Source organism: Hyphococcus sp. D3-15, assembly GCF_055809375.1.
This window is the reverse complement of the sequence record NZ_CM147910.1, coordinates 1,752,385-1,772,500: the sequence shown is the minus strand read 5'-3', so window position 1 is coordinate 1,772,500 and position 20,116 is coordinate 1,752,385. Positions and strand designations below refer to the sequence as shown.

The window sequence follows — 20,116 nt, the reverse complement described above, 5'->3', positions numbered from 1 at the left end:
AATTTCGCTATTTTACGCTTTTCATGGGCGCGGCGGCCCTTCCCTACGGTGTAGCCGATATCGCCATAACAATCGGTCAGCCCACGCCTTTTCTAACTCTGGCCGCAACGGCGCTGTTCTGGTCCGTGTACAAACGTAATGCGCTCGTTGCCGGGTTAGCGCTGACGGTTCTTTTCCTCAAACCACAATTATCGATTTGCGTCGCCGCAACAGCTTTGTTCATTCCATTCCTGCGTCGCCCGCTTGCCGCCGCAGTTGCCTGTACTTTTATTCTTGGCGCCATTGGCTTGGCCATTGATAGCCCGTTCCAGATTCTTACTGGCTTCCTTCGTAATCTTCATGGTTACAGCGCCCTTCCCGAAAACTTGCCGCACAATATGAGCGGGCTCAATTACGTAACATATTGGTTGCTTGCCGGCCGGACCATGAGCCCTTTTTTCCTCGCAGGGCTCGCCGGTCTGCTTTGTTGCGGGATATGTCTCTACCTGAAAAGATGCGGCGCAGATTTCGACAAGGCGAGGTTGGGCGTCAGCGCCCTTGCGACCTCCTTTCTCGCAGCAGTTTTCATTATGCCGACTCACAATTGCGATATGATCATAGCGCTCACTAGCATCATTCTGTTGCCGCAAATCGCTCCGAAAATGCGCATCCTGTTCGTCGCAAGCGCGATTCTGATAATGCGGTCCATGAGCCTGTCCTTGCTGCTCACGGATTTTTGGCTTGTAGATAAAACGGTTACTGTTTCTTTTCTGGACACGACGGGATCGCTTGTCATGTTCATCCTGGCCGCTCATGCACTGGGCCGGATGGTCGAAGGCAAAGCCCCAAAAGCGAAAGGGAACCCACAAAAGATGAAGCTTCGCACGGCTATGCTTGCGCACCAGCTTATGGTTCGCACCTCGTCCAGCCACGACGGAGAAGCTCCACGGAGACTTCGCGACATTGGCGCCTTTTTCTAACATTAGGAAAGCGCAGGCTAGCGCCATGACAGTCCCGGAAGAAAACACAAAGAGCGGACCCGCCACAATGACCGAGAGCGCAACGCCAAAGTCCGACTCTGCGTCGCAAATACCTCCCCGCAAGGCCAAACTGGGCCTCGCTCTTGGCGGCGGCGTCGCCCGCGGCTGGGCCCATATTGGCGCGCTTCGCCGGCTGGAAGAGCTAGGGGTGTCGCCGGACATCCTCGCGGGAACGTCTGTCGGCGCGCTGGTGGGCGGCTTTTGGCGCGCCGGGAAACTGGACGCGCTTGAGGAATGGGCGCTCAGCCTCTCCCCCACCAAAATGCTCTCCTATGTGGATGTGGTGTTGAATGGCGCCGGATTAATGGGCGGAAAGCGCCTGGAACGGGCATTGCTTAAGTTCCTTCCGCCTACGGATATAGAAGATCTGCCCCATGAGTATGTGGCGGTGACGGCGGAACTGGCGACCGGGCACGAAGTCTGGCTGCGCGAGGGCAAGCTTTCCGACGCCATGATGGCGGCCTATGCATTGCCCGGCGTCTTTCCTCCGCGCGCCGTGCATGGCCGTTGGCTGATTGACGGCGCCTTGGTCAATCCTCTCCCCGTTTCCCCATGCCGCGCCATGGGCGCGCGCGTGGTTATTGCGGTCGGCCTGCATGCGGATGCGTTCAATCTCGGCGTCAACCAGCGCAAGGCCCGTTTCGGCGATCTATCGCCCAGCCAGATGCGCGGCGATAGCGAACCAAAAGACGGCTGGCCCCGCCTGTTTCAACCAAGCGCCAGCGCGCCCGGCGTCGGCACCGTCATGCTCGCTTCCTTCAACATACTGATGGATCGCGTCACCCGGTCACGTCTGGCGGGCGATCCGCCGGACGTGCTGGTGACCCCGCAAGTCGGGCATATTTCGCTGCTGGAGTTCGACAAAGCAGCCGAATTGATCGCCATCGGCCGCAAGGCGGTCGATGACGCCCGCCCGCAAATCGAAAGCGCGCTGGAATATCTGGGATAGGCGCCGAACGCTCAGCCTACCCTGCAATATATTCCTTCAAGGCGGCCGCTTCCATTTCCGTTTCTTCGATCTTGCGCTTGACCACATCGCCAATCGAGACGACGCCGACAATCTTTCCGCCTGCGGTGACGGGCAGATGGCGGATGCGCTTTTCCGTCATTTTCGACATTAGTTCGTCTACGGAATCTTCCGGCGTGCAGGTATATGGATTGCCGGTCATGCAGTCGCAAACCTGCATGTCCATCGCCGCGACGCCTTTTTGGCCAAGCCGGCGAACAACATCCCGCTCCGACAAGATGCCGACAACATCGCCTGCAGCATCCTGAACAATGACGGCGCCGATATTTCTGTCATTGAGGACGCCCACCGCTTGCGCGATGCTGTCGTCGGACCGGACTGCAAACACGTCCGCGCCTTTTGACCGAAGGATCTGTTCGACTTTCATCACGAGCCTCCTTCTTCAGCTTAGGCACAATCATGCGCCCCTGTGACCGATTCAGCAAGAGACGCGCCAACGCCGCAAAGCCCCGCAAATCGCGCCGCGCCGGAATTTTTCATTTCGCAAATGCGGAATTTTACCGTTGTGCCGGCTCATGTGCGGCGCCGGCGAGACGCTCGAACAATGGATAGAAGACAAGACCGAACACATAGCCGCCCACATGGGCCTGCCAGGCGCTGACGCTGCCGAAGAGCTTTAAACTGACTTTGGACGTGTCGAGAAAATAGCTGGCGGCGATCAGCGCAGCGGAAACCAAAAACAGCACTAACAGATTGCGCAGGGCATTCGGGCTCGGCTTGCCGTCTGCGGTGCGGGTGACAAACAGCCAGGCGCAAGCGCCCGCAAGCCCCGCCGCCGCGCCCGAAGCGCCGATCATTGGTTGATAGGAATCCGGCACGGAAAGAATGAAGACCGCCCCCGCCATCATGCCCGAAATCAGAAAGAAGCCGAAAAACGCGGTCGTTGCATCGCTTCTGCGTTGCTGCGCGCGGGCCGCCATTTCCCGATGGACAATCGCGCCGAGCACAAGCACCGCCGCCAGATTGATCAGCAAATGCGCAAGATTCACATGAAAGAAGATGTGGCCGATCAGGGTGCGAACCACCTTGAAGAGCTCGCCCGCCTCAAGCGCTCGCAGCGCCCGCTTCGGCGATAACTCGAAATACCGCCATATCTGACGGGCGGCGCCCGCAGGAATCAAAGCCAGGGCGATATGCAGACTGACGAATATTACGCAAAGACCCGCAACCGCATTCGGCGGATTGGCGATCATAGCGAGCAGGCCTCGCTGTTCATCGTCCTTATGCGTGTTCATTCGGGGCTCGCAAGAAATTGGTAAAAATGATTAACGAAGGCGCTTCGCAAGCGCAAATCTTTGTTCACCAAAGCGTCCTAATGTCCGCGCGAGTATATAAGGGCGACACGACTACCATGGTTAGCTCCAAACCGGAAAACCAGCCCGGCCCGGATGCGGGCGGCGAAAACGCTGATGATGCGGATGATCGGCGCAGGCACCATCGCGTTGACCTCCCCTTGCGTGCGCGCTTTCTGACTGAGGGCGGCGATGAACGCGCTGGCGTGGTCATTAACATCTCCGCTGGCGGCGCCATGGTGCGCGCGAAATTCCCGCCGGCCTTCGGACAGCATGTCATCGTCTATATCGACCAAATCGGGCGCATCGAAGGCAAGGTGGTGCGATCGAGTGAAAACAGTTTCGCCGTCACCTATCCGAAACGCCGGTCGAAACAGGCCAAGCTGGCGGACAGCCTGACTTCTGCGCTTAACAATCGCCGCCGCGGCGCCGACCGGCGCAATCAACCCCGGATTAAGCAAGACACCACCGCAACCGTCCGTCTTGAAGACGGGCGCGAATTGCAATGCTCTATATTGGACATCTCTCTGACTGGCGCATCTTTGGACATCAGCCCCCGCCCGCCGCTCGGCATGCATCTCATTTTGGGACGCATGACCGCTAAAGTTGTGCGCCGTCATGAACAAGGCGTAGGGATTGTATTTACCGGCGGCGCCGAACGAATGGACGAAATCGTAGAAGAAACAACATCCACCGAACCAATTGACCCATCTGGCCCGGGACTTGCTCACCCTTTTGGCAAGAAAGGCGCTCGCGCCTAATGCAAAAGAGGTTCGCCGATGCTCGCGGCTGAAAATTGGTGTGTTAAGGTCCAGGATAAGGTTTACGGCCCTTACACGACCCAACAAATGCGCAACTTTGCTCATGAAGGACGCCTGGCGCGCTGGTCGCTGGTCGCGCCGGCAGGGGGACAATCATGGCGTGAGGCTCGCAGCGAAATTGTTTTCGCCAGCTTCTTCGCCAATCCTGTAGACGTCTCTTCAACCGGCGCACCCTCGCCGCGCAAACAGTCTTTCGGAAAACGTGACGATCGCGACGACGTGTTGTCTAATGAAGTGCGCGGAACCCATGTCCCCGCGAAAACCGTCAAAGCGAAACGCGCCGCCCGCGCGGAAAACAACAACGCCAATGAAATGGCGGCTGCGAATTTCATCGTCATTTTCGACGTGGTCAGCGCGGCGGCGAGCCGCGTAGAGGCCGCTATGTTGAGCCTTGGCCCGGCGTTTCGCATCGCGGACAATGTCTGGCATGTGACCTGCGAACTCACCGCAGTCGGCGTGCGCAATGCAATCACGCCTTATCTGCGCGGCAGTGAGTCAATTTTCGTTGTCGACTCTTCGCGCGGCCGCACCTCCTGGGGCAATTACGCGCCGGAGCCCAACTCGAAAATCACTGCGGCCTATTTCAAAACCAAGCAAGCCTGACGCGCTTTCGCGCCGTCTGGCCGTTAACGTTTAAGAATTTTTTCTAACGCCCGAAAAAGCTTTCGGACCATGCCCGAAATAGCGTTATAGTGAATCCGGTGACTGATTCGCGAAAGCGCCTTTCAAGGAGTGCGGGCAGCGGAATGCAGTGTTGCGATCAAGCGGGAAGCGGAATTTGCGCGGCGAGCGCACAGCCTCCTTCACGCAGCAACAAAGCCGCCCTGCTCCTTACAGTTTCCCTTTCCCGTTCAGCGCCAAATTTTTTTCCTCAAGTTATTTGGAGGCGTAAATGGCCAAACGCACGGCGCGCCGCATGGCGCGGCGCATGAATGAACATGCGAATTACGGTGAAGACAGCAATGTCCGTCGGCTCTTTGACGATCCCAAGTGGTCGCCGCTTGAAGACCCGAAGCATCCAGAGCCAACAGATCAGCGCGATCAGAAATACCGCAAGAACATCCGTGCACAGAACGCCTCCCAGCAAAAGATGCTCGACGCCATAGACGAGGCGCCGCTGGTCTTCGCCGTCGGCGCCGCCGGCACCGGTAAAACATATCTCGCTATCGCCAAAGCCGTTGAGGCGCTCGATTCCGGCGCAGTCCGCCGCATCATTCTTTCACGTCCCGCCGTCGAGGCGGGCGAGAGCCTCGGCTTCCTGCCGGGCGACATGGAGGAAAAACTGTCGCCTTATCTGCGTCCGCTCTATGACGCGCTATGCGACCGCATCTCCTCAAAACGTCTAAAGGCGCTGCTCGCCGAGGGCGTGATCGAGATCGCGCCGATCGCCTATATGCGCGGACGAACCCTCAATAACGCCTATATCGTCATCGATGAGGCGCAGAACTGCACCTATGGGCAGCTTAAGATGTTGCTCACCCGGCTCGGCTGGAGCTCGTCTATGGTGGTGACCGGCGATCCCTGCCAGAGCGATCTTCTGCCCGGCATGTCCGGCCTTTCGGATGTGGTGTCGAAGCTTGAAGCGCTGGAAAATGTCCGTGCGATCTCCTTCACCCGCGAGGATGTGGTGCGCCACCCGCTCGTCGCGGAAATGATCGACGCCCTGTAATTTGGCGATTTTCCATGTTTGGCCGGTGAGACGGTCCCGCCCGGGATTTTACTCACCGGCCGGTCATGCTAATGACGGCATTCCGCTTCTGACGCGTAATAAGGACGGAATGAATGAGCAACGGCTACGGCTTCGGCGGCGAAGAAATCAAACGGGAATCAAGCTGGCGGTATCCGCTGGGCATCTTCATGGCGACGCTCGTTCTGTGCGCCATCTTCCTTTATTACTACGTCGGCCCGAGCGTTGAGGATTTTTCCGGCAACACCCCAAGCCCGGCCATCACCGAAGAACCGGTCCGGGTCGAGATCGGCGGCGTCGTATTCAGCCCGGCTGCCAATTATACGGTTTACCCCCGGGCGCGGCGCGGCGGCGCCCGCGATGAAGTCGTGCTCTACGCCCTGTGGCCGACAATGAATGGCTACACCCCCGCCCAGCGCAAGGAATTCATCGAAAATGCGCCGGACACCCGGCGCATCGACATTACGATCTCCAAACGCACGTCGATGTTCAACGAAACCGAGCGGTTTGAGCGTCTCTACCTGCCCCAGACCGTTGATTCGCGCGGCGTCCGCACGCCATACCAGTTGACGAAATTCACCTTCAAAGACCAGCGCGCCAACGTGCCGACCAACGGCTATGCGGCGACGGAGCTGTTTGTCGGCGCCGATGCGGGCGGCGCGACCGCCGCGATCTTCTGCTTCAAGGAAAAGGAAGACGTGGCGAGCCCCGAATGCTGGCGCGAATATGAATATGGCGACAAGATTGAAGTGAGCTACCGCTTCAAGCGGCCCTATCTGCCGGAATGGCGGGCGCTGGATGAGGCGGTGCAGAAATTCGTCGCCGAGCTCGACCAGTCGCGGCTCGCGGGCGAATAATCAATAACGCTGGAATTGCGCGCTGAGCGCCACCATCAGGAACGGCGCCAGCAGCAAGCCGATCCCCGCATGGATGCAGAAATACGCCGCCGCGCCAACGCCGGCCGGCCATGAGAACGCATACGCCGCCGCTATCGTAGCCGCTCCGCCCGCCCCAAACGCGACTGCAAAACGGCGCAACCCGTCGCACATGGCGTTCTGGGCGATGTCGCGGGCGTTGCGCCAGATGTCGCTCGCATTGCGCCAGCTCACCGTCAGTTGCGACAGGGCGATCGCCGACAAGGTGAGCGCTGCGAAACGCTCCGCCGATGCGGGCGGAGCCAGCCCGAACGCCGCATAAACATAGCCCGTGAATATGGTGCTCAAGAGCAGGATCGATGCGATCAGAACGCTTGTGCGAACGGACACAAAGGTGACGCCAGCCGCCAGCAACATGAACGCCAGGAAAACCGCCAGACTTGCCGCTTCCGGCACGCCCGCTTCAAACGCTGCGATAATCACCAGAACGCCGGAAATTGCGCTCGCGGCGATGGCGGTCGTCGCCGGGAGGCGCCGGCGAAAGGGCCGCCAGCTTTCAACAAAGCGTTGCCGCCGGCGATTTTCATCCACCGCCACCTGCTCGCTCGGGCGGAATAATGACAAAACCCCGGTCGCAACCACCAGCGCCGCCGCCGCGCCGAGCAGAGCCGCCGCTCCCGCCGCCGCCAGCACCCGCCAGTCGACGGCGCCGAAATTCGCTTTGAAGGTGACAATGGTCATATAGGAGGCAGCCGCCAAAACGCTGAATGCAGCAGGGGCGACAGCTGCATGCCCTGCCGCCGCCGCTGCTGCTTTTGGCGCTAGCCCGCGCGCAAAATGCTGGGCGAAATCAGCCCCGACCCCAATGCCGACGCAGACGCCGCCGGTCAAGGCGATAGCCGCCGCTGCGCCGCTAAAGGGCGAAGCCAGCAAATTCTCCAGCGCGAAATAGCCGATCCCGCCGGCCACGCCGGCCATCGCCGCTGCCGGCGCGAAGACGCCGAGGCGCAAAGTGCTGCGCGTGAGCGGCGCAAGCGCCGACAGAAAAACGAAAAATCCGAAGCCGGCGCCAGCGGCGGCCCGCGGCGGCGCGAAGGCGCTCCCGCCAATATCGATAGCCCCGAAAGCGACGGCGATAACGCCAACGCCGATCGACGTGACGATCACCAGAAACAACAGGCGCAACGCCAACCGCTCGGGCGCCAGCGCCGCAAGCGCCAGCGGGACGCAAACGATCGCCGCCGCCGCCGCCAGAAATTTGAGGATCAGCATGGCGCTTTGCGGATCGGCGCTATGGCGCACGCCCAATACACAGAGCGCCGCCACGCCTAGCGCAAGAACGCTTGCGACCAGCACAGGACGTTCAGCCGATAGCTTTCCGAGGAAACCCGATGGCGCGCCCGGCAAATTGATCACCTCTTAGCTGGCCGGACGTTCCGGCAGATCAATTTCAAGAATCGCCATGTTGAAGTCGAAGGAGACGTCGCCGTCTTCATCGTCGCGGAAAATGACGCCGATAAATTCGTCGCCGATATAGACCTCCGCGGAATCGTCTTTGTTGGGCCGCCCGCGCACGGTCAAATTCGGCAGGCCGAATTTGGCGCCGAGATATTGTTGCAAGCGGGCGATGTCGATGGCGTCCATAGTGTCTTGTCCTCTATCTTAGCTCGTCTTAACCGTATCCGGTGCAGGCGCCAACCGCCGCCGAGAAGGCCTTTTTGAGCAATGAGGAACATTTCCATGCAGATTCTTCGCCAAGTTTGCCCTGCCGCCCTGCTTATTCTGGGGGCCTGCTCCGGCTCGCAGCCATCGGCCTGCGGCGGCGAAGGCGTGGTCGCCAGCAATCCATGGGTTCGCGCCGCCGGCGAAGGCCGCCCCATGAGCGCGGCCTATGTGGAATTGTGCAATGGCGGCGATACACCAGAACGCCTGATCGCCGTGCGATATGACGGCGCAGAAGCGGCGGAGATCCACGTCACGCAAATGAGCGAGGACGGCATGGCCAGCATGGCGCCGGCCAAGGACGGCGTGCTGCTGCCCCCGCAGGAAGTGACCGCCCTCGCCCCCGGCGGCGCCCATATCATGCTGATCGGGCTCACCGCCCCTATCGAGGAGGGCGAAGAAGCCGCCCTGACGCTTGAATTCGAACATGCCGAACCGGTCACCATCATGTTTGAGGCGAAGAGCGCGGCGGAGGCTGCCGCACAATCGCATCATTAGGCCGCATCATTAGGCGCCCTACTCCATCCGGTTGCGGTCGCGGAAAGTGACGATCTGCAATTTGTCCTCGCCCACATGATCGCGGATCGTGGCGTCCAGATCGACAATATGAAACCGGCTCCATTCGTTTGACTCAACAACGCCGAACATCATGCCGGTGGCGCCGCGCAACACCATGCTTATGGTCGCGAGATAGAGGACCGACGAGCCTACGAAGACACCCAGCGTCTCAAGGCTCGCCCCCTGCGCGGCGAACAGGGCAGACATCCCCGCAATCGCGATCATCGTCAGCGCAATCCCGCCGACCCAATACAAGGTGGTGTTGCGGCGCATCTGGTAAAACTTGTTGCGCAAGGCAAGCTCGCACAGGAAAAGCCGCATCGCGATCCAGTGATAGGCCAGCGTCCACGACCCGGCCTCGTCTTTCAGTTCCTCACGCTGCGCCATGCGCTTGTCGCGTTCCACATTGAGCGCACGCCGTTTTGCGACCTGAAAATTATTGTTGATGCGCGCGAATTTCGACGTGATGTAATTGTCGAGATTCATCAGATTGCGCTGCTGCACCACTTTATAGGGCCACGAATAAATCAAAAAGGCCAAAAACGCGCCGACAAGAACGGCGCTCGCAAACACCACCGCCGGTGCGCCGCCAAAACGGGCCGCGTGTTTCGCTAGGGATGCGCCGGCGCCAGCCTGCAACAGCGCTATCGCGGCGCCGAAAATCGCCAGATAAAGCATCGGCGCCCAATAGAGCAGCATGCGCCGGGTGTTGTCATTCAGGGTGCGGCGAAACAGTGTCGTCACCTCGAGAAAGCGGCGGTCAATGCTGTCATTGTTAAAGCCGAGCGCTGAGTTCAGATAATCTTCTTCCACTTCTTCGTAAAAGAAGTCGCCGCGCGCGAAAATCGGAAAGCCATAACGATAAAACGCCTTTGCATCTGAGGAATAGGAAACCGCTTGCTCAAGGGTGAGTTCCGACGCGGCTTTTTCGGTAAGACGCGGGCGCGGCAATTGCGTAAACAAAAACGCCTCAACGCCGGAAGGCGGTTCTTCGCGATATTCCTCTTCCAGAAGATCAGCGCCCGCAGCGCTTGCAATCATCGACCCGCCCGCATTCGTCGTCGTCCGGCTCGCCGCGCGCGCATCGCGCATTCCACTTTTGCCCAGCTTCCCTATTGCCCGGATTGGCAATGTCAGCAGTCTGATGAAACGTCCCAACATGATCAGCCCTCCTCTCTCTTTTTCCTTTAGGAAATGGGGGGAATGGCGGCGAAGTTCAATAAGACTTCACTCCAAAAAACATCACCGAAACAAAAGCTTCACATTGAACAGCCGCGCACTGAACAATGCCTGAACTGTTCAGAAGTTTTACGTCACGATTTCCACCGACGCTGAAAAACCAGTTGCAGACCGCACGCGCGACGGGGTATCTTGGTGCATGAAAAACATTGTGATTTTGGCCTGCGCCGCATTGGCGGCGTTCCCGGCGCTTGCGTCTTCCGACCCCGCGCCTGCTCCTTCGGCCAATGCTTGCGAGGCGCCGCTGCTGGCGACCAGCGCGGATGTTACAACTTCTGATGGCGCAAGCTATCAGGTCGAAACCTACTACCGCTCACCCTATGAATCCGCCGCGCGGTTCATAACGGCGTCTCCCGCCTTGATGGTGGTTGAAGGCCCGCTTGTCTGGACGACAAACAATGACGGCGCCGCCCTCGCCGGCGTCAATGAACGCCGTTTTGTCATTGGCCACCAGTTTCACGCCCTCGCACTTCATTTCGACCAGCTCATGTCGGACGTGGCGCCGGTGAAAAACATTGCTTTCAAGGATGGAAAATATAAGGGCCGCAAAGGCGCCTATCCCGATGGGGGCGACGCGACGCTGGTGCTCGACAAAGCCAAGCGCCCTTTGGGCCTGCTGTTGGAATTGCCGGACGAGACCCGCATCGAGATCGCCTATGAGGATTGGCGTGACACGCCGTCCGGCGCGGCCGCGCCCTTTACGGTGACGATCAGCCATAATGGCGACCTCTACACCTACCGCTACACAGACATTTCCTTTGCGACGGGAGACGCCCGCGCATTCCAGCATGCCGTTCCCGCGCCAGCGATTGACGAGGTGTTGACCTATCGCTCGGAGCGCGCCGAAGCGGCGGCGAAATGCGATGAGACGGCCGCGAACTAGCGAAAACCTTGCGGCCGCCCTTCCACTGCGCTTAAGGCGAGGCTAAAAGCGCCCGCCATGCTGCATGTAAATGACCTCACCTATCATATTGAGGGCCGCGTTCTGCTCGATCAGGCGACGGCGGCGATCTCTGATGGCTGGAAGGTGGGGTTTGTCGGCGCGAACGGATCCGGCAAGTCGACGCTCCTGAAAATCATCAAAGGCGAGATCTATACCGGCGGCGATGAGGTTTCCTTACGTAAAAACCGCCGTCTCGGCTCAGTGGATCAGGAAGCGCCCTCCTCTGATGTGTCGCTTCTCGACACGGTGCTGGAGCAAGACAAGGAGCGCGCGGCGCTGATCGCAGAAGCAGAGATTGCGACCGACCCGCATCGCATCGCGGATATCCAGACCCGGCTCGCCGACATTGACGCGCATTCCGCTGAAGCGCGCGCGGGATCGATCCTTTCCGGCCTCGGCTTTTCCGCGGACGATCAAAAGCGCGCCTGTTCTGAATTTTCCGGCGGCTGGCGCATGCGCGTGGCCCTGGCTGGCGTCTTGTTCTCCGCGCCGGATCTGCTGCTGCTCGACGAGCCGACCAACTATCTCGACCTTGAAGGGGCGATCTGGCTCGAAACCTATTTGCGCCGTTATCCCTACACGACGCTTATCGTCTCCCATGACCGCGCCCTGCTTAACAACGCCGTCACGCATATCATGGCGCTCGAAGGCGGAAAATTATCAGTCCATGCCGGCGACTATGATACTTACGAACGCAAACGCGCCGAGGCGCGCGCCCAGGCCGCCTCGTTTAAAGCGCGTCAGGAAACCCGCCGCCGCCACATGCAAGCCTTTGTGGACCGCTTTCGCGCTAAAGCGTCGAAAGCGAAACAGGCCCAAAGCCGGATTAAAATGCTGGAGCGGCTGGAACAGGTCGCGGAGCCGATTTCCGAACGCACTGTGCCGTTTCACTTTCCCAATCCCAAACCCATGGCGCCGCCGATCATTCGCATTGTCGAAGGCGATCTAGGCTATGAGGAAGGAAAGCCGGTTCTCAAAAAGGTCAATCTGCGTCTCGACCATGATGATCGCATCGCGATTCTCGGTCCGAACGGCGAAGGCAAATCGACTCTGGTGAAAGCTATGTCCGGGCGGCTGCCGCCGCTCGCGGGAAATGTCTTCAAACACAAGAAACTTCAGATCGCCTATTTCGCGCAGCATCAACTTGACGAATTGAAGCCGAAAAACTCTGCCTATGATCATGTGCGCGCGCTCATTCCCGACGCGACCGAGGCGGAGACCCGCTCAGCCGCCGCTCGGCTCGGCTTCGGACCGGAAAAGGCAGACACAAAGGTCGAAAAACTGTCCGGCGGCGAGAAGGCGCGCCTGCTGCTCGGGCTCATCACCTTTCATGGCGCCCATCTGCTGATCCTCGACGAACCGACCAACCATCTCGACATGGGCGCGCGCGAAGCGTTGATCGAAGCGATCAATGATTTTCAGGGCGCGGTCCTGCTGATCACCCACGACGCGCATCTCGCCTCCGCGGTCGCCGATCGTTTATGGCTGGTCAATAATGGTCAGGCGGCGCCCTATGATGGCGATCTTGCCGATTATCGGGAACTGGTGATCGCGGCGAACAAAACCGCGCCGAAAGATGGCCCGGCGAAATCCGTTATCAACGTCAAAGAGCGCACGCGGAAAAGCTCCGCCGATGCGCGGCGCGCGCTGCAACCTTTGAAGAAAAAGCCGAGGATGCGGAAGCGCGCCTCGACAAGCTGAACGACATATTGGGCAAGCTCGATCAGGCGCTCGCAGAACCCGGCCTGTATGAAACAAACATCGCACGCGCGACCAAGCTGCAAAAAGAACGCGCGGCTCTGGTCAACGCGATTGAACAAACCGAAGCTGACTGGCTCGCCGCCCTGGAAGCCTATGAAGAAGCGAAAGCCGACTAAGCGTCGCTTTCCTCCTCCGCCTCTTCCTCGTCGGCGGCATGCTCATCCCATTCGTAAATATGCTGGATTGTGCAAGCGCCCATGACCCCAAAACTGGATTCGGCGACTTCCACCCGCTCCCCCGATAGCGGCAGGAGCCGCCATAATTGTGAAATACCGGGATCGCGCCCGCCGAACCAAGGCTGCCGCACCCGCTCGAGAACACCAGCAAATATTTTTGCCGCGTCGAGCCGGTCAGAAATGCATCGCGTCCGCCAATGCTTCGATAGCCCCCGGAGGAACCGCCGGTTGCGGCGGAACACGCTCTTGCGACTTCAGCGCCGATGCGCGGGTCGTCGCTTGGATCGAACGCCTCACGCGGCGCGCTGGCGCAACCGGCAAGCATGAGCGCCATGGCGCAAAGGTTGATAATCTTGTGCATATAGACTTGACCTCGCTGGTTCGCCCGGCTTCATGGTAGCCCTTACAAGGACATGCGCAAAGCGCAGCGCCGTTCAATTTGTGTTGATCATGAGGGCCGAAAGGGGAAACAGGCATGACGAAAGCGGAAGACTGCAAGGACATGACGGAGGTGCGCGCCGAGATCGACCGTGTCGATCAAGCGCTGGTCGAACTCCTCGCGGAGCGCTGGACTTATGTGGACCGGGCCTGGGTTTTCAAACGCTCGCCTGACGAAGCGTCCGTGCCCTGGCGCAATCGCGACGTCATTGAAAAGGTCCGCACGCATGCGCAAGCGTCGGGCATGCCGCCGGAAATGGCGGAAGCCTTGTGGCGTCTGATTATTGGCTGGGAATCCAATATGAAGAGGAACGGCTAAAAGGCAATTGAGCCTTACCAGGCCTGGGCCAGTATTCGCCCGCACCTCCCCCGGCGTGGATTTGAAAATATAATTTCCATACGGCCTAATTCCCTCTGGCGCCGGACCGGGCGATCCCTATATGCCCGCTTCAAACAATAGGGGCTAACCTGATGCTCTGGCTTTCAATTCTCGGCGGCCTTGTCCTCCTCACCATCGGCGCAGAGGTTCTGATTCGCGGCGCGACGGCGCTTGCTCGCCGGTTTGGCCTGTCAGAACTGTTGATCGGCATCACGCTGGTGGGGTTTGGAACTTCCTCCCCCGAATTGGTGTCGAGCCTCGCCGCGGCCTTTGCCGGTTCGCCCGGCGTCGCCGTCGGCAATGTCGTCGGCTCGAACATCGCTAATATTCTCCTGATCCTCGGCCTGTCGGCATTGATTGCGCCAATCGCCGTGGCCAGTGACGGGTTCCGGCGCGATGCGCCGGCGCTGGCGGTCGCCACCATCGCCGCCATCGGCGTCTCCCTGACCGGCGAATATGGGCGCATTGCAGGCGCCGCTTTTCTGGCCGCCCTAGCCGCCTATCTCGGCTGGGCTTATGTAACGGAGAAACGCGCTGCTGAAGCCGGGTTGCTTGACGTCCCGCATGAGGCGTCGCGTCCGCTATTGCCATCCATCGCATTCGCCGTCGCCGGCCTCGCTCTGCTGATCGTCGGCGCAAAATTGCTGGTGACCGGCGCCATCGGCATTGCTACGGCGTTTCAGGTTTCGCAAACCCTGATCGGCCTCACTATTGTGGCGATCGGCACATCGCTGCCGGAACTTGTAACTTCCGTGGTGGCGAGCATGCGGGGCAAAAGCGACCTTGCGCTCGGCAATATCGTCGGCTCCAACATCTACAACATATTAGGCATTCTTGGCGCGACCGCGCTGATCCATCCGGTGGCGGCGCCGCTCGCGATTGTGCGTTTCGACAATTGGGTGATGCTGGCGGCGACGGCGGCGCTTATCCTTTTCGCCCTCACCCGCAACCGGATTGAACGCTGGGAAGGCGGCGTGCTTACTCTCGGATATGTCGCTTATATTGGCTGGCTTGCAGCCAACGCCTAAACCGCATTGGCGCAGGGCGCGCAGCGGGTTGCTGTCAGATCAATCTCTAGCCGCTTCGGCGCAATCGCTTCCCCGCATTCTGCGCAAAAGCCATACTCTCCTTCGTCGACGCGCTTGAGCGCCGCATCGATTTTTCGCAATTCGGCGATGCGGCGGGAATCTTGCGCATTCGCCATGGCTTGCTGCTGCAGCGCATCCTGTCGCGACAAGCGTCCGACCGATTGCTGATCAAGCTCGACCGGTTTGCGCGCCTCGCTCGCACCGGCGGACAGCGCCCGCAGTTCCTCCCGGCGCGCGACAAGCTTTTGGCGGAAGGTCTCCAGTACAGCGCGATCCATCGCCTAATTCTGCTTTTCCCAGCGCCCTTCCGGCGATTGTTTCCAGTAAGCGACATCATGGCCGGCGGCTTTCGCCTCTTTCCAGAAACTGCGAGCGTCAGCGAGCGCATCATCGTCGCGTCCGTCGAAAATCGTCACGCATCGGGTGAAGCCGCCAACAGAATCCGCCGCCGCTTTCGCATTGTCAGTGAGGAACAGAACGTCGGCGCCATTCGGCACGTCATCGCCGTCCGTCAGCCATACAGGCTGGCCGGCGCCGTCGCCCGCCGCGCCATGCGGCAGAAAGGATTCTTCGCGATAGGTCCACAAAAACGCGTCCAGCGCTTCAACCTTCGCGCGCGTGCTCGCACGCACTGCCGCCTTCCAGCCGCGCTCAAGGGTCTTTTCCAGCAAACCGGGCAGCACGTCTTCAAGCGCGCCGCGTTCAAGATGATAGAAAAGGATGTCGGTCATAATCTATTCAGCCAGCGCAAGTCGCAGCGCCTCTATTCGTTTGCGATTGACGCCCATGTCGCTATGGCCGACGCGTGACGCTGAACGAACATGAACCCCGTCATCCCCTTTGCGAAACTCCACATCATCGACAAAACCCATGAGTTTTGAGGAAAACTCCGCCGCGATGTAATCGTCTCGCGCATCGACGACTTTACCGCCCGCCGCATCAATGCTGGCGGTTAGCTTGTCCCATGCACCAAGGGGCAACGCCGCTACGAGATGGCTCTCCGGCGTTCCAGCCTCGCTGGAGACGCAATTGGGAGATGTGGGACAAGGGGCGAGCGCGCCGTCAATAATTCCCGGCGCGCCGCCGGACTTGGATTGCTGCGCCAGCACCACAAGGCCGAGCGCAGCGACGACAAAAACACCCAGAACAATCAATCCAAACATCTTCATCGTCCTCTCCCTTTCAGGCGTCAGCCCTCGTGATGGGCCCGCACATATTCATCGAGCAAGCGCACGCCAAAACCTGACCCGCCTTTCGGGCAGGTCGGCTTGTCTTTTGTGTTCCAGGCCATCCCAGCAATGTCGAGATGCGCCCAGGAAACACCGTCCTTGATGAAGCGGCCAAGAAACGCCGCCGCGGAAGAGGAGCCACCGCCCTTGCCGCCAATATTCTGCATGTCTGCAATCTCGGACTTGATCATCTCGTCATGAGTCTGGGTCAACGGCATACGCCACAGCTTGTCGCCGCTCGCTTCGCCTGCCGCATCGAGAGCCTTGGCCAGCTTGTCGTCCTTGGTGAACATGCCGCCGAATTCATGCGCCAGAGCGACGATAATTGCGCCGGTCAGCGTCGCCAGATCAATCACCGTCTTCGGTTTGTAGGTTTCCTGCGTCCACCACAAAGCGTCCGCGAGCACCAGACGGCCTTCCGCGTCGGTATTGAGGACCTCAATCGTCTGACCGGACATCGAGGTGACGACATCGCCGGGGCGCTGGGCGTTGCCATCGGGCATGTTTTCAACCAATCCGATGACGCCAACCACATTGGCCTTCGCCTTGCGGCCGGCAAGCGCCGCCATTGCGCCGGTGACGGCGCCAGCGCCGCCCATGTCCCATTTCATGTCTTCCATGCCGGGCCCCGGCTTCAGCGAGATGCCGCCAGTATCAAATGTGACGCCTTTGCCGACGAGCGCGACGGGCGCATCGCCCTTTTTGCCGCCCATCCATTCCATCGCAACGAGTTTCGACTCGCGCCGCGATCCCTGACCGACGCCGAGCAGCGAGCCCATGCCAAGCTTGGTCATCTCCGCCTCGCCCAGCACTTTCACTTTTACGCCAAGCTTGGACAATTCCTGACAGCGTTTGGCGAAACTTTCAGGGAACAGGATATTCGCCGGTTCCGAAACAAGGTCGCGGGTGAGGAAAACGCCATCGCCAATCTTGTCGAGTTCGCCATAGACCTCTTTTGCTTTGGTCGAAGACGTCGAAACCGTGATCTTTGCGAGAACCGGCTTGTCTTCTTTCTTTTCCTTGGTGCGGTATTTGTCAAAGCGATAGCACTTCATGCGCGCGCCGATCGCGATGCGCGCAGCGAGCTCGTCAGCGGCGGGCTTTTTGACTGTGAGCCCGGTGAGCGCGATCACCGCGCTTTTGTCGCTGCAGGAAAGCAATTTGCCGGCGATGTTTCCGCCCAGCGTTTCTGCGGCGAGAGCGCTGAACTCCTTCGACGGTCCCGCACCGATCAGCACGATGCGGCTATTGGCCAGCCCGGCAGGCGCGACAATCTCGAGCAGCTTGCCTTTTTTGGGTTTGAAGTCCGCCGCTTTCACCGCCCGCTCAATGGCGCCGTCCGTCGCCTTGTCCAGATCGCCATACGCCTTCGGCTTGGCGCCGTCTTCAAATACGGGAATGACAATCGCACCGCTTTTCGGGAGTGCGGCGGCGGAAAACGTGATTTGCATGAAAGTCCTCTTTTCTTGTCTTTTGGCTGCCTGCAGCACCGGCTGTCTCAGCGCTTTCAGCGCCGGGCCGGATCGTGCTAGGCCGGGGGCGGCTCGGCGGCGCTACTCTAGCGGCGTCGCGCGATAAGGGAAGACGCCATTCCGTGAGCAGCCTGGACAAATATATCCTGCGACAATGCGTGGTCCCGCTATCACTGATCATGCTGGCTGTCACGATGATCGTCTGGATGACGCAGAGCCTTCAGCGGATTGAAATCATCGTCGAAAACGGCCAGGGGCTCGGCGTTTTTCTGTTTCTGAGCGTCCTGATCATTCCAAGCCTTCTGGCGGTCATCATCCCTTTCGCGCTTTTCGGCGCCGTCGTTTACACGCTCTATCGTCTGCATTCCGACAGCGAGATCGCCGTCATGTTCGCCGCCGGCGTCAGCCGCGCGCGCCTCGCCGCCCCCTTGCTGCTGATCACCGCGCTGGCGGCGATGGCGACGCTATATGTGAATGTTGACCTGATGCCGCGCACCTATCGGGTGATGAAACAAATGGTCGCGAATATTCGAGCGGACTTTGCGACGTCGCTCCTGCGCAGCGGGGAATTCATCGACGCCGGCGACGGGTTCACCGTCTATGTGGACGACGCCCGCCCCGGCGGTCAGTTTGTCGGCCTGTTGATCAATGATTACCGCAATGCCGAGAACCGGATCACCTACATGGCGCAGCGTGCGGTCTTGCAGGAAACCGACGCCGGGCCTCTCCTGCTGCTCAAGAACGGCAGCCGCCAAAGCCTCGCGGACTATACAGGCGACGTCGAAATCATCCGTTTTGACGATTGGGCCATCAATCTGACCACGATGAAGAAAAAGACCGGCGAGTTACAGCTCGAAATGACAGAGCGCTATCTGAGCGAGCTACTCAACCCCGATCTGACGAAACATTATGACCGGGTCAATGCGACGAAGCTTATTGCGGAAGGCCACGCCCGGCTGGCATCGCCGATTTACGCCTTTGCCTATGTGTTTATCGCGCTATACGCCTTGATTGGCGGCTCTTATTCACGGCGCGGCTATTTCGGCCGGGTCGCCGTCGCCGGAGGCGCGATACTGGCCTTGCGGGTGATCGGGTTTGTGGCGCAAAGCGCCGCTGGCGACACAGGCGAAGTGTGGATGGTGTATGCGCCGCCCCTCGCCGCAGCAGGCGCCGCCGCATTCCTGCTGTTCGCGCCGCCGCCCGCCCGTCGCCCGCCCGCATCTGCGGGGACCGCCTGATGCCCCCGGCAACCCTGTTCCAATATATCGCCACGCGCACGCTGATCGCGGTTGGCGGCCTTTTTGTCATACTGTCGGCGCTCGTCCTGCTGGTCGACTTGATCGAGAATCTGCGCTTCGTTGGAAAAGTGCCCGACGGAAATTTCGGCCTCGCTGTGAGCATGACGTTGCTCCGGGCGCCGTCGCTCACGCAAACGCTTATCCCGTTTGTGTTCCTGTTCGGGTCGATCTGGATGTTCCATCAATTGAACAAGCGATCTGAAATTTCGGTCATGCGCTCGGCCGGCCTGTCCGTATGGCGCCTGCTCGCACCGGCCGCACTCATTTCAGCCTTATCCGGCGTCGTCATCATCACAACGCTCGACCCTCTGTCGGCCGGCCTCTTTTCACAAGCGGAGACCCTGAAAAGCCGCAAGATGGGCGGCGACCAGAATCTGGTGCGAATTTTCGGCGACGGTATCTGGCTTCGCCAGCGCAATGGCGACGGCCAGCTCATCATCAACGCAGCCAATTACGACGATGTGCGCGCCGCGCTTGAAAAGGTCACGATCTGGCGGTTCGACACGGGCAACGCCTTGCTGGAGCGAATTGACGCCGCCGAAGCCTTCCTGTCGGGCCGCACCCTGGAGCTGCATGACGCAATGCTGCGGGCGCCCGGAAGCGATCATGGCAGCTACACGCCGATCTACGCCGTGCGCACCTCCCTCACCGCCGCCAATTTGCGCGAGCGGGTCGCTCCGCCGGAGACGCTTTCAATCTGGCAATTGCCCCGGTTCATCATCCTCGCCGAAGCCGCAGGCGTGCCCGCCGTTCGCTACAATATGCGCTTCCACGATCTGTGCTCCATGCCCTTGAAACTGCTCGCCATGGTGCTGATTGCGGCGGCCTTTTCCATGCGGCCCACCCGGTCCGGCGGGGCCATGAAACTCGCCATCATCTCGGTCTTTGCGGGCTTCGCCCTGTATATCCTGTCTGAAGTTTCCACAGCCATGGGCGAGATCCGGCATGGCTCCGGAGGCCCTGGCGGCATGGATTCCGGCTGTTGTCGCCAGTCTGGCCGCCGTAACCACCCTGCTCCATCTGGAAGATGGCTAAACATCCTTTAAGGCCCTGAAAAGCCCCACTCATCTGGACCTCGCCAACGGCCTCATA

At 59.9% G+C, this 20,116-nt stretch carries 24 protein-coding genes and 1 pseudogene (1 of these 25 cut by a window edge); 14 read left to right on the top strand and 11 right to left on the bottom strand.

Features of this window, described 5'->3' with window-relative positions:
- Window positions 1-959: the 3' portion of a hypothetical protein gene (locus AC0L8G_RS08805; protein ID WP_473388426.1), read on the top strand. Its footprint begins 43 nt before the window's first position; only the last 959 of its 1,002 coding nucleotides appear in the window; its start codon lies beyond the left edge, outside the window; its stop codon occupies window positions 957-959.
- Between the two features lie 25 nt (window positions 960-984).
- A complete protein-coding gene (locus AC0L8G_RS08800) occupies window positions 985-1,968 on the top strand; it encodes a patatin-like phospholipase family protein (protein WP_473388425.1) in 984 nt (327 codons plus the stop codon).
- A 16-nt stretch (window positions 1,969-1,984) separates the two neighbouring features.
- On the opposite strand, the gene AC0L8G_RS08795 is transcribed toward AC0L8G_RS08800, so the two are convergent.
- A complete protein-coding gene (locus AC0L8G_RS08795) occupies window positions 1,985-2,413 on the bottom strand; it encodes a CBS domain-containing protein (protein ID WP_473388423.1) in 429 nt (142 codons plus the stop codon).
- A 130-nt stretch (window positions 2,414-2,543) separates the two neighbouring features.
- Entirely contained in the window at window positions 2,544-3,281 is a 738-nt protein-coding gene (locus AC0L8G_RS08790) for a rhomboid family intramembrane serine protease (protein WP_473388422.1), read from the bottom strand.
- A gap of 80 nt (window positions 3,282-3,361) precedes the next feature.
- Between AC0L8G_RS08790 and AC0L8G_RS08785 the strand changes: the two genes are divergently transcribed.
- From AC0L8G_RS08785 to AC0L8G_RS08770, 4 genes are all read left to right on the top strand, one after another.
- Window positions 3,362-4,099 (top strand): PilZ domain-containing protein, encoded by a 738-nt coding sequence (locus tag AC0L8G_RS08785; RefSeq protein ID WP_473388421.1) that lies wholly within the window; start codon window positions 3,362-3,364, stop codon window positions 4,097-4,099.
- 18 nt (window positions 4,100-4,117) lie between these two features.
- Complete coding sequence (locus AC0L8G_RS08780) at window positions 4,118-4,762, top strand: DUF4339 domain-containing protein (protein ID WP_473388420.1); 645 nt, start codon at window positions 4,118-4,120, stop codon at window positions 4,760-4,762.
- Window positions 4,763-5,051: 289 nt separating this feature from the next.
- A complete protein-coding gene (locus tag AC0L8G_RS08775) occupies window positions 5,052-5,828 on the top strand; it encodes a PhoH family protein (RefSeq protein WP_473388419.1) in 777 nt (258 codons plus the stop codon).
- 113 nt (window positions 5,829-5,941) lie between these two features.
- Window positions 5,942-6,703, top strand: a complete 762-nt coding sequence (locus AC0L8G_RS08770; RefSeq protein WP_473388418.1) for a hypothetical protein — start codon at window positions 5,942-5,944, stop codon at window positions 6,701-6,703.
- Here the strand turns inward: AC0L8G_RS08770 and AC0L8G_RS08765 are convergent, their stop codons facing one another.
- Window positions 6,704-8,137 carry a hypothetical protein gene (locus tag AC0L8G_RS08765; protein ID WP_473388417.1) on the bottom strand — a complete coding sequence of 478 codons (1,434 nt, stop codon included), beginning with the start codon at window positions 8,135-8,137 and terminating at the stop codon, window positions 6,704-6,706. It lies immediately after the preceding gene.
- Between the two features lie 3 nt (window positions 8,138-8,140).
- Entirely contained in the window at window positions 8,141-8,365 is a 225-nt protein-coding gene (locus AC0L8G_RS08760) for a DUF3126 family protein (protein ID WP_473388416.1), read from the bottom strand.
- A 96-nt stretch (window positions 8,366-8,461) separates the two neighbouring features.
- Between AC0L8G_RS08760 and AC0L8G_RS08755 the strand changes: the two genes are divergently transcribed.
- Complete coding sequence (locus tag AC0L8G_RS08755) at window positions 8,462-8,941, top strand: copper chaperone PCu(A)C (RefSeq protein ID WP_473388415.1); 480 nt, start codon at window positions 8,462-8,464, stop codon at window positions 8,939-8,941.
- Window positions 8,942-8,959: 18 nt separating this feature from the next.
- Here AC0L8G_RS08755 and AC0L8G_RS08750 read toward each other — a convergent pair whose 3' ends face one another.
- A complete protein-coding gene (locus AC0L8G_RS08750) occupies window positions 8,960-10,093 on the bottom strand; it encodes a hypothetical protein (RefSeq protein ID WP_473388413.1) in 1,134 nt (377 codons plus the stop codon).
- 286 nt (window positions 10,094-10,379) lie between these two features.
- Here AC0L8G_RS08750 and AC0L8G_RS08745 point away from each other — a divergent pair, with 286 nt between their 5' ends.
- The 3 genes from AC0L8G_RS08745 to AC0L8G_RS08735 are packed head-to-tail and all read left to right on the top strand — an operon-like array spanning window position 10,380 to window position 13,060.
- Window positions 10,380-11,123, top strand: a complete 744-nt coding sequence (locus AC0L8G_RS08745; protein ID WP_473388412.1) for a hypothetical protein — start codon at window positions 10,380-10,382, stop codon at window positions 11,121-11,123.
- Between the two features lie 57 nt (window positions 11,124-11,180).
- A complete protein-coding gene (locus tag AC0L8G_RS08740; RefSeq protein ID WP_473388411.1) occupies window positions 11,181-12,884 on the top strand; it encodes an ABC-F family ATP-binding cassette domain-containing protein in 1,704 nt (567 codons plus the stop codon).
- 8 nt (window positions 12,885-12,892) lie between these two features.
- A complete protein-coding gene (locus tag AC0L8G_RS08735; protein WP_473388955.1) occupies window positions 12,893-13,060 on the top strand; it encodes a hypothetical protein in 168 nt (55 codons plus the stop codon).
- Here AC0L8G_RS08735 and AC0L8G_RS08730 read toward each other — a convergent pair.
- Both AC0L8G_RS08730 and AC0L8G_RS08725 read right to left on the bottom strand, forming a co-directional pair.
- Complete coding sequence (locus AC0L8G_RS08730; RefSeq protein ID WP_473388953.1) at window positions 13,057-13,251, bottom strand: hypothetical protein; 195 nt, start codon at window positions 13,249-13,251, stop codon at window positions 13,057-13,059. The genes AC0L8G_RS08735 and AC0L8G_RS08730 overlap by 4 nt on opposite strands.
- Window positions 13,251-13,445: pseudogene (locus AC0L8G_RS08725) on the bottom strand (hypothetical protein); the annotation flags it as partial. The gene AC0L8G_RS08730 and the pseudogene AC0L8G_RS08725, both read right to left, overlap by 1 nt.
- 150 nt (window positions 13,446-13,595) lie before the next feature.
- Here AC0L8G_RS08725 and AC0L8G_RS08720 point away from each other — a divergent pair.
- On the top strand, window positions 13,596-13,877 hold the full coding sequence (locus AC0L8G_RS08720) for a chorismate mutase (RefSeq protein WP_473388410.1): 282 nt from the start codon (window positions 13,596-13,598) through the stop codon (window positions 13,875-13,877).
- A 152-nt stretch (window positions 13,878-14,029) separates the two neighbouring features.
- Window positions 14,030-14,965: a calcium/sodium antiporter gene (locus tag AC0L8G_RS08715; RefSeq protein WP_473388409.1), complete on the top strand. Its 936-nt coding sequence runs from the start codon at window positions 14,030-14,032 to the stop codon at window positions 14,963-14,965.
- On the opposite strand, the gene AC0L8G_RS08710 is transcribed toward AC0L8G_RS08715, so the two are convergent.
- The 4 genes from AC0L8G_RS08710 to AC0L8G_RS08695 are packed head-to-tail and all read right to left on the bottom strand — an operon-like array spanning window position 14,962 to window position 17,705.
- A complete protein-coding gene (locus AC0L8G_RS08710) occupies window positions 14,962-15,303 on the bottom strand; it encodes a TraR/DksA family transcriptional regulator (RefSeq protein WP_473388408.1) in 342 nt (113 codons plus the stop codon). The genes AC0L8G_RS08715 and AC0L8G_RS08710 overlap by 4 nt on opposite strands.
- A 3-nt stretch (window positions 15,304-15,306) precedes the next feature.
- On the bottom strand, window positions 15,307-15,756 hold the full coding sequence (locus AC0L8G_RS08705; RefSeq protein WP_473388406.1) for a DNA polymerase III subunit chi: 450 nt from the start codon (window positions 15,754-15,756) through the stop codon (window positions 15,307-15,309).
- A gap of 3 nt (window positions 15,757-15,759) precedes the next feature.
- Window positions 15,760-16,194: a DUF1499 domain-containing protein gene (locus AC0L8G_RS08700; protein ID WP_473388405.1), complete on the bottom strand. Its 435-nt coding sequence runs from the start codon at window positions 16,192-16,194 to the stop codon at window positions 15,760-15,762.
- Between the two features lie 20 nt (window positions 16,195-16,214).
- A complete protein-coding gene (locus AC0L8G_RS08695; protein ID WP_473388404.1) occupies window positions 16,215-17,705 on the bottom strand; it encodes a leucyl aminopeptidase in 1,491 nt (496 codons plus the stop codon).
- A gap of 143 nt (window positions 17,706-17,848) precedes the next feature.
- Between AC0L8G_RS08695 and AC0L8G_RS08690 the strand changes: the two genes are divergently transcribed.
- Together AC0L8G_RS08690 and lptG are read left to right on the top strand one after the other, a co-directional pair.
- Window positions 17,849-18,964 carry an LptF/LptG family permease gene (locus tag AC0L8G_RS08690; protein WP_473388403.1) on the top strand — a complete coding sequence of 372 codons (1,116 nt, stop codon included), beginning with the start codon at window positions 17,849-17,851 and terminating at the stop codon, window positions 18,962-18,964.
- The gene (gene lptG / locus AC0L8G_RS08685; RefSeq protein WP_473388401.1) at window positions 18,964-20,070 is read left to right on the top strand and encodes an LPS export ABC transporter permease LptG; all 1,107 of its coding nucleotides are present in this window, start codon (window positions 18,964-18,966) and stop codon (window positions 20,068-20,070) included. The genes AC0L8G_RS08690 and lptG overlap by 1 nt, the downstream gene beginning before the upstream one ends.
- Window positions 20,071-20,116 lie beyond the last annotated feature (46 nt).

Coding starts and splice junctions, on each gene's coding strand:
- AC0L8G_RS08695 (WP_473388404.1), bottom strand. CDS start 17,705: ATGCAAATCACGTTTTCCGCCGCCGCACTCCCGAAAAGCGGTGCGATT.
- AC0L8G_RS08720 (WP_473388410.1), top strand. CDS start 13,596: ATGACGAAAGCGGAAGACTGCAAGGACATGACGGAGGTGCGCGCCGAG.
- AC0L8G_RS08795 (WP_473388423.1), bottom strand. CDS start 2,413: ATGAAAGTCGAACAGATCCTTCGGTCAAAAGGCGCGGACGTGTTTGCA.
- AC0L8G_RS08740 (WP_473388411.1), top strand. CDS start 11,181: ATGCTGCATGTAAATGACCTCACCTATCATATTGAGGGCCGCGTTCTG.
- AC0L8G_RS08780 (WP_473388420.1), top strand. CDS start 4,118: ATGCTCGCGGCTGAAAATTGGTGTGTTAAGGTCCAGGATAAGGTTTAC.
- AC0L8G_RS08800 (WP_473388425.1), top strand. CDS start 985: ATGACAGTCCCGGAAGAAAACACAAAGAGCGGACCCGCCACAATGACC.
- AC0L8G_RS08715 (WP_473388409.1), top strand. CDS start 14,030: ATGCTCTGGCTTTCAATTCTCGGCGGCCTTGTCCTCCTCACCATCGGC.
- AC0L8G_RS08790 (WP_473388422.1), bottom strand. CDS start 3,281: ATGAACACGCATAAGGACGATGAACAGCGAGGCCTGCTCGCTATGATC.
- AC0L8G_RS08750 (WP_473388413.1), bottom strand. CDS start 10,093: ATGCGCGATGCGCGCGCGGCGAGCCGGACGACGACGAATGCGGGCGGG.
- AC0L8G_RS08745 (WP_473388412.1), top strand. CDS start 10,380: ATGAAAAACATTGTGATTTTGGCCTGCGCCGCATTGGCGGCGTTCCCG.
- AC0L8G_RS08770 (WP_473388418.1), top strand. CDS start 5,942: ATGAGCAACGGCTACGGCTTCGGCGGCGAAGAAATCAAACGGGAATCA.
- AC0L8G_RS08775 (WP_473388419.1), top strand. CDS start 5,052: ATGGCCAAACGCACGGCGCGCCGCATGGCGCGGCGCATGAATGAACAT.
- lptG (WP_473388401.1), top strand. CDS start 18,964: ATGCCCCCGGCAACCCTGTTCCAATATATCGCCACGCGCACGCTGATC.
- AC0L8G_RS08785 (WP_473388421.1), top strand. CDS start 3,362: ATGTCCGCGCGAGTATATAAGGGCGACACGACTACCATGGTTAGCTCC.
- AC0L8G_RS08755 (WP_473388415.1), top strand. CDS start 8,462: ATGCAGATTCTTCGCCAAGTTTGCCCTGCCGCCCTGCTTATTCTGGGG.
- AC0L8G_RS08710 (WP_473388408.1), bottom strand. CDS start 15,303: ATGGATCGCGCTGTACTGGAGACCTTCCGCCAAAAGCTTGTCGCGCGC.
- AC0L8G_RS08700 (WP_473388405.1), bottom strand. CDS start 16,194: ATGAAGATGTTTGGATTGATTGTTCTGGGTGTTTTTGTCGTCGCTGCG.
- AC0L8G_RS08760 (WP_473388416.1), bottom strand. CDS start 8,365: ATGGACGCCATCGACATCGCCCGCTTGCAACAATATCTCGGCGCCAAA.
- AC0L8G_RS08705 (WP_473388406.1), bottom strand. CDS start 15,756: ATGACCGACATCCTTTTCTATCATCTTGAACGCGGCGCGCTTGAAGAC.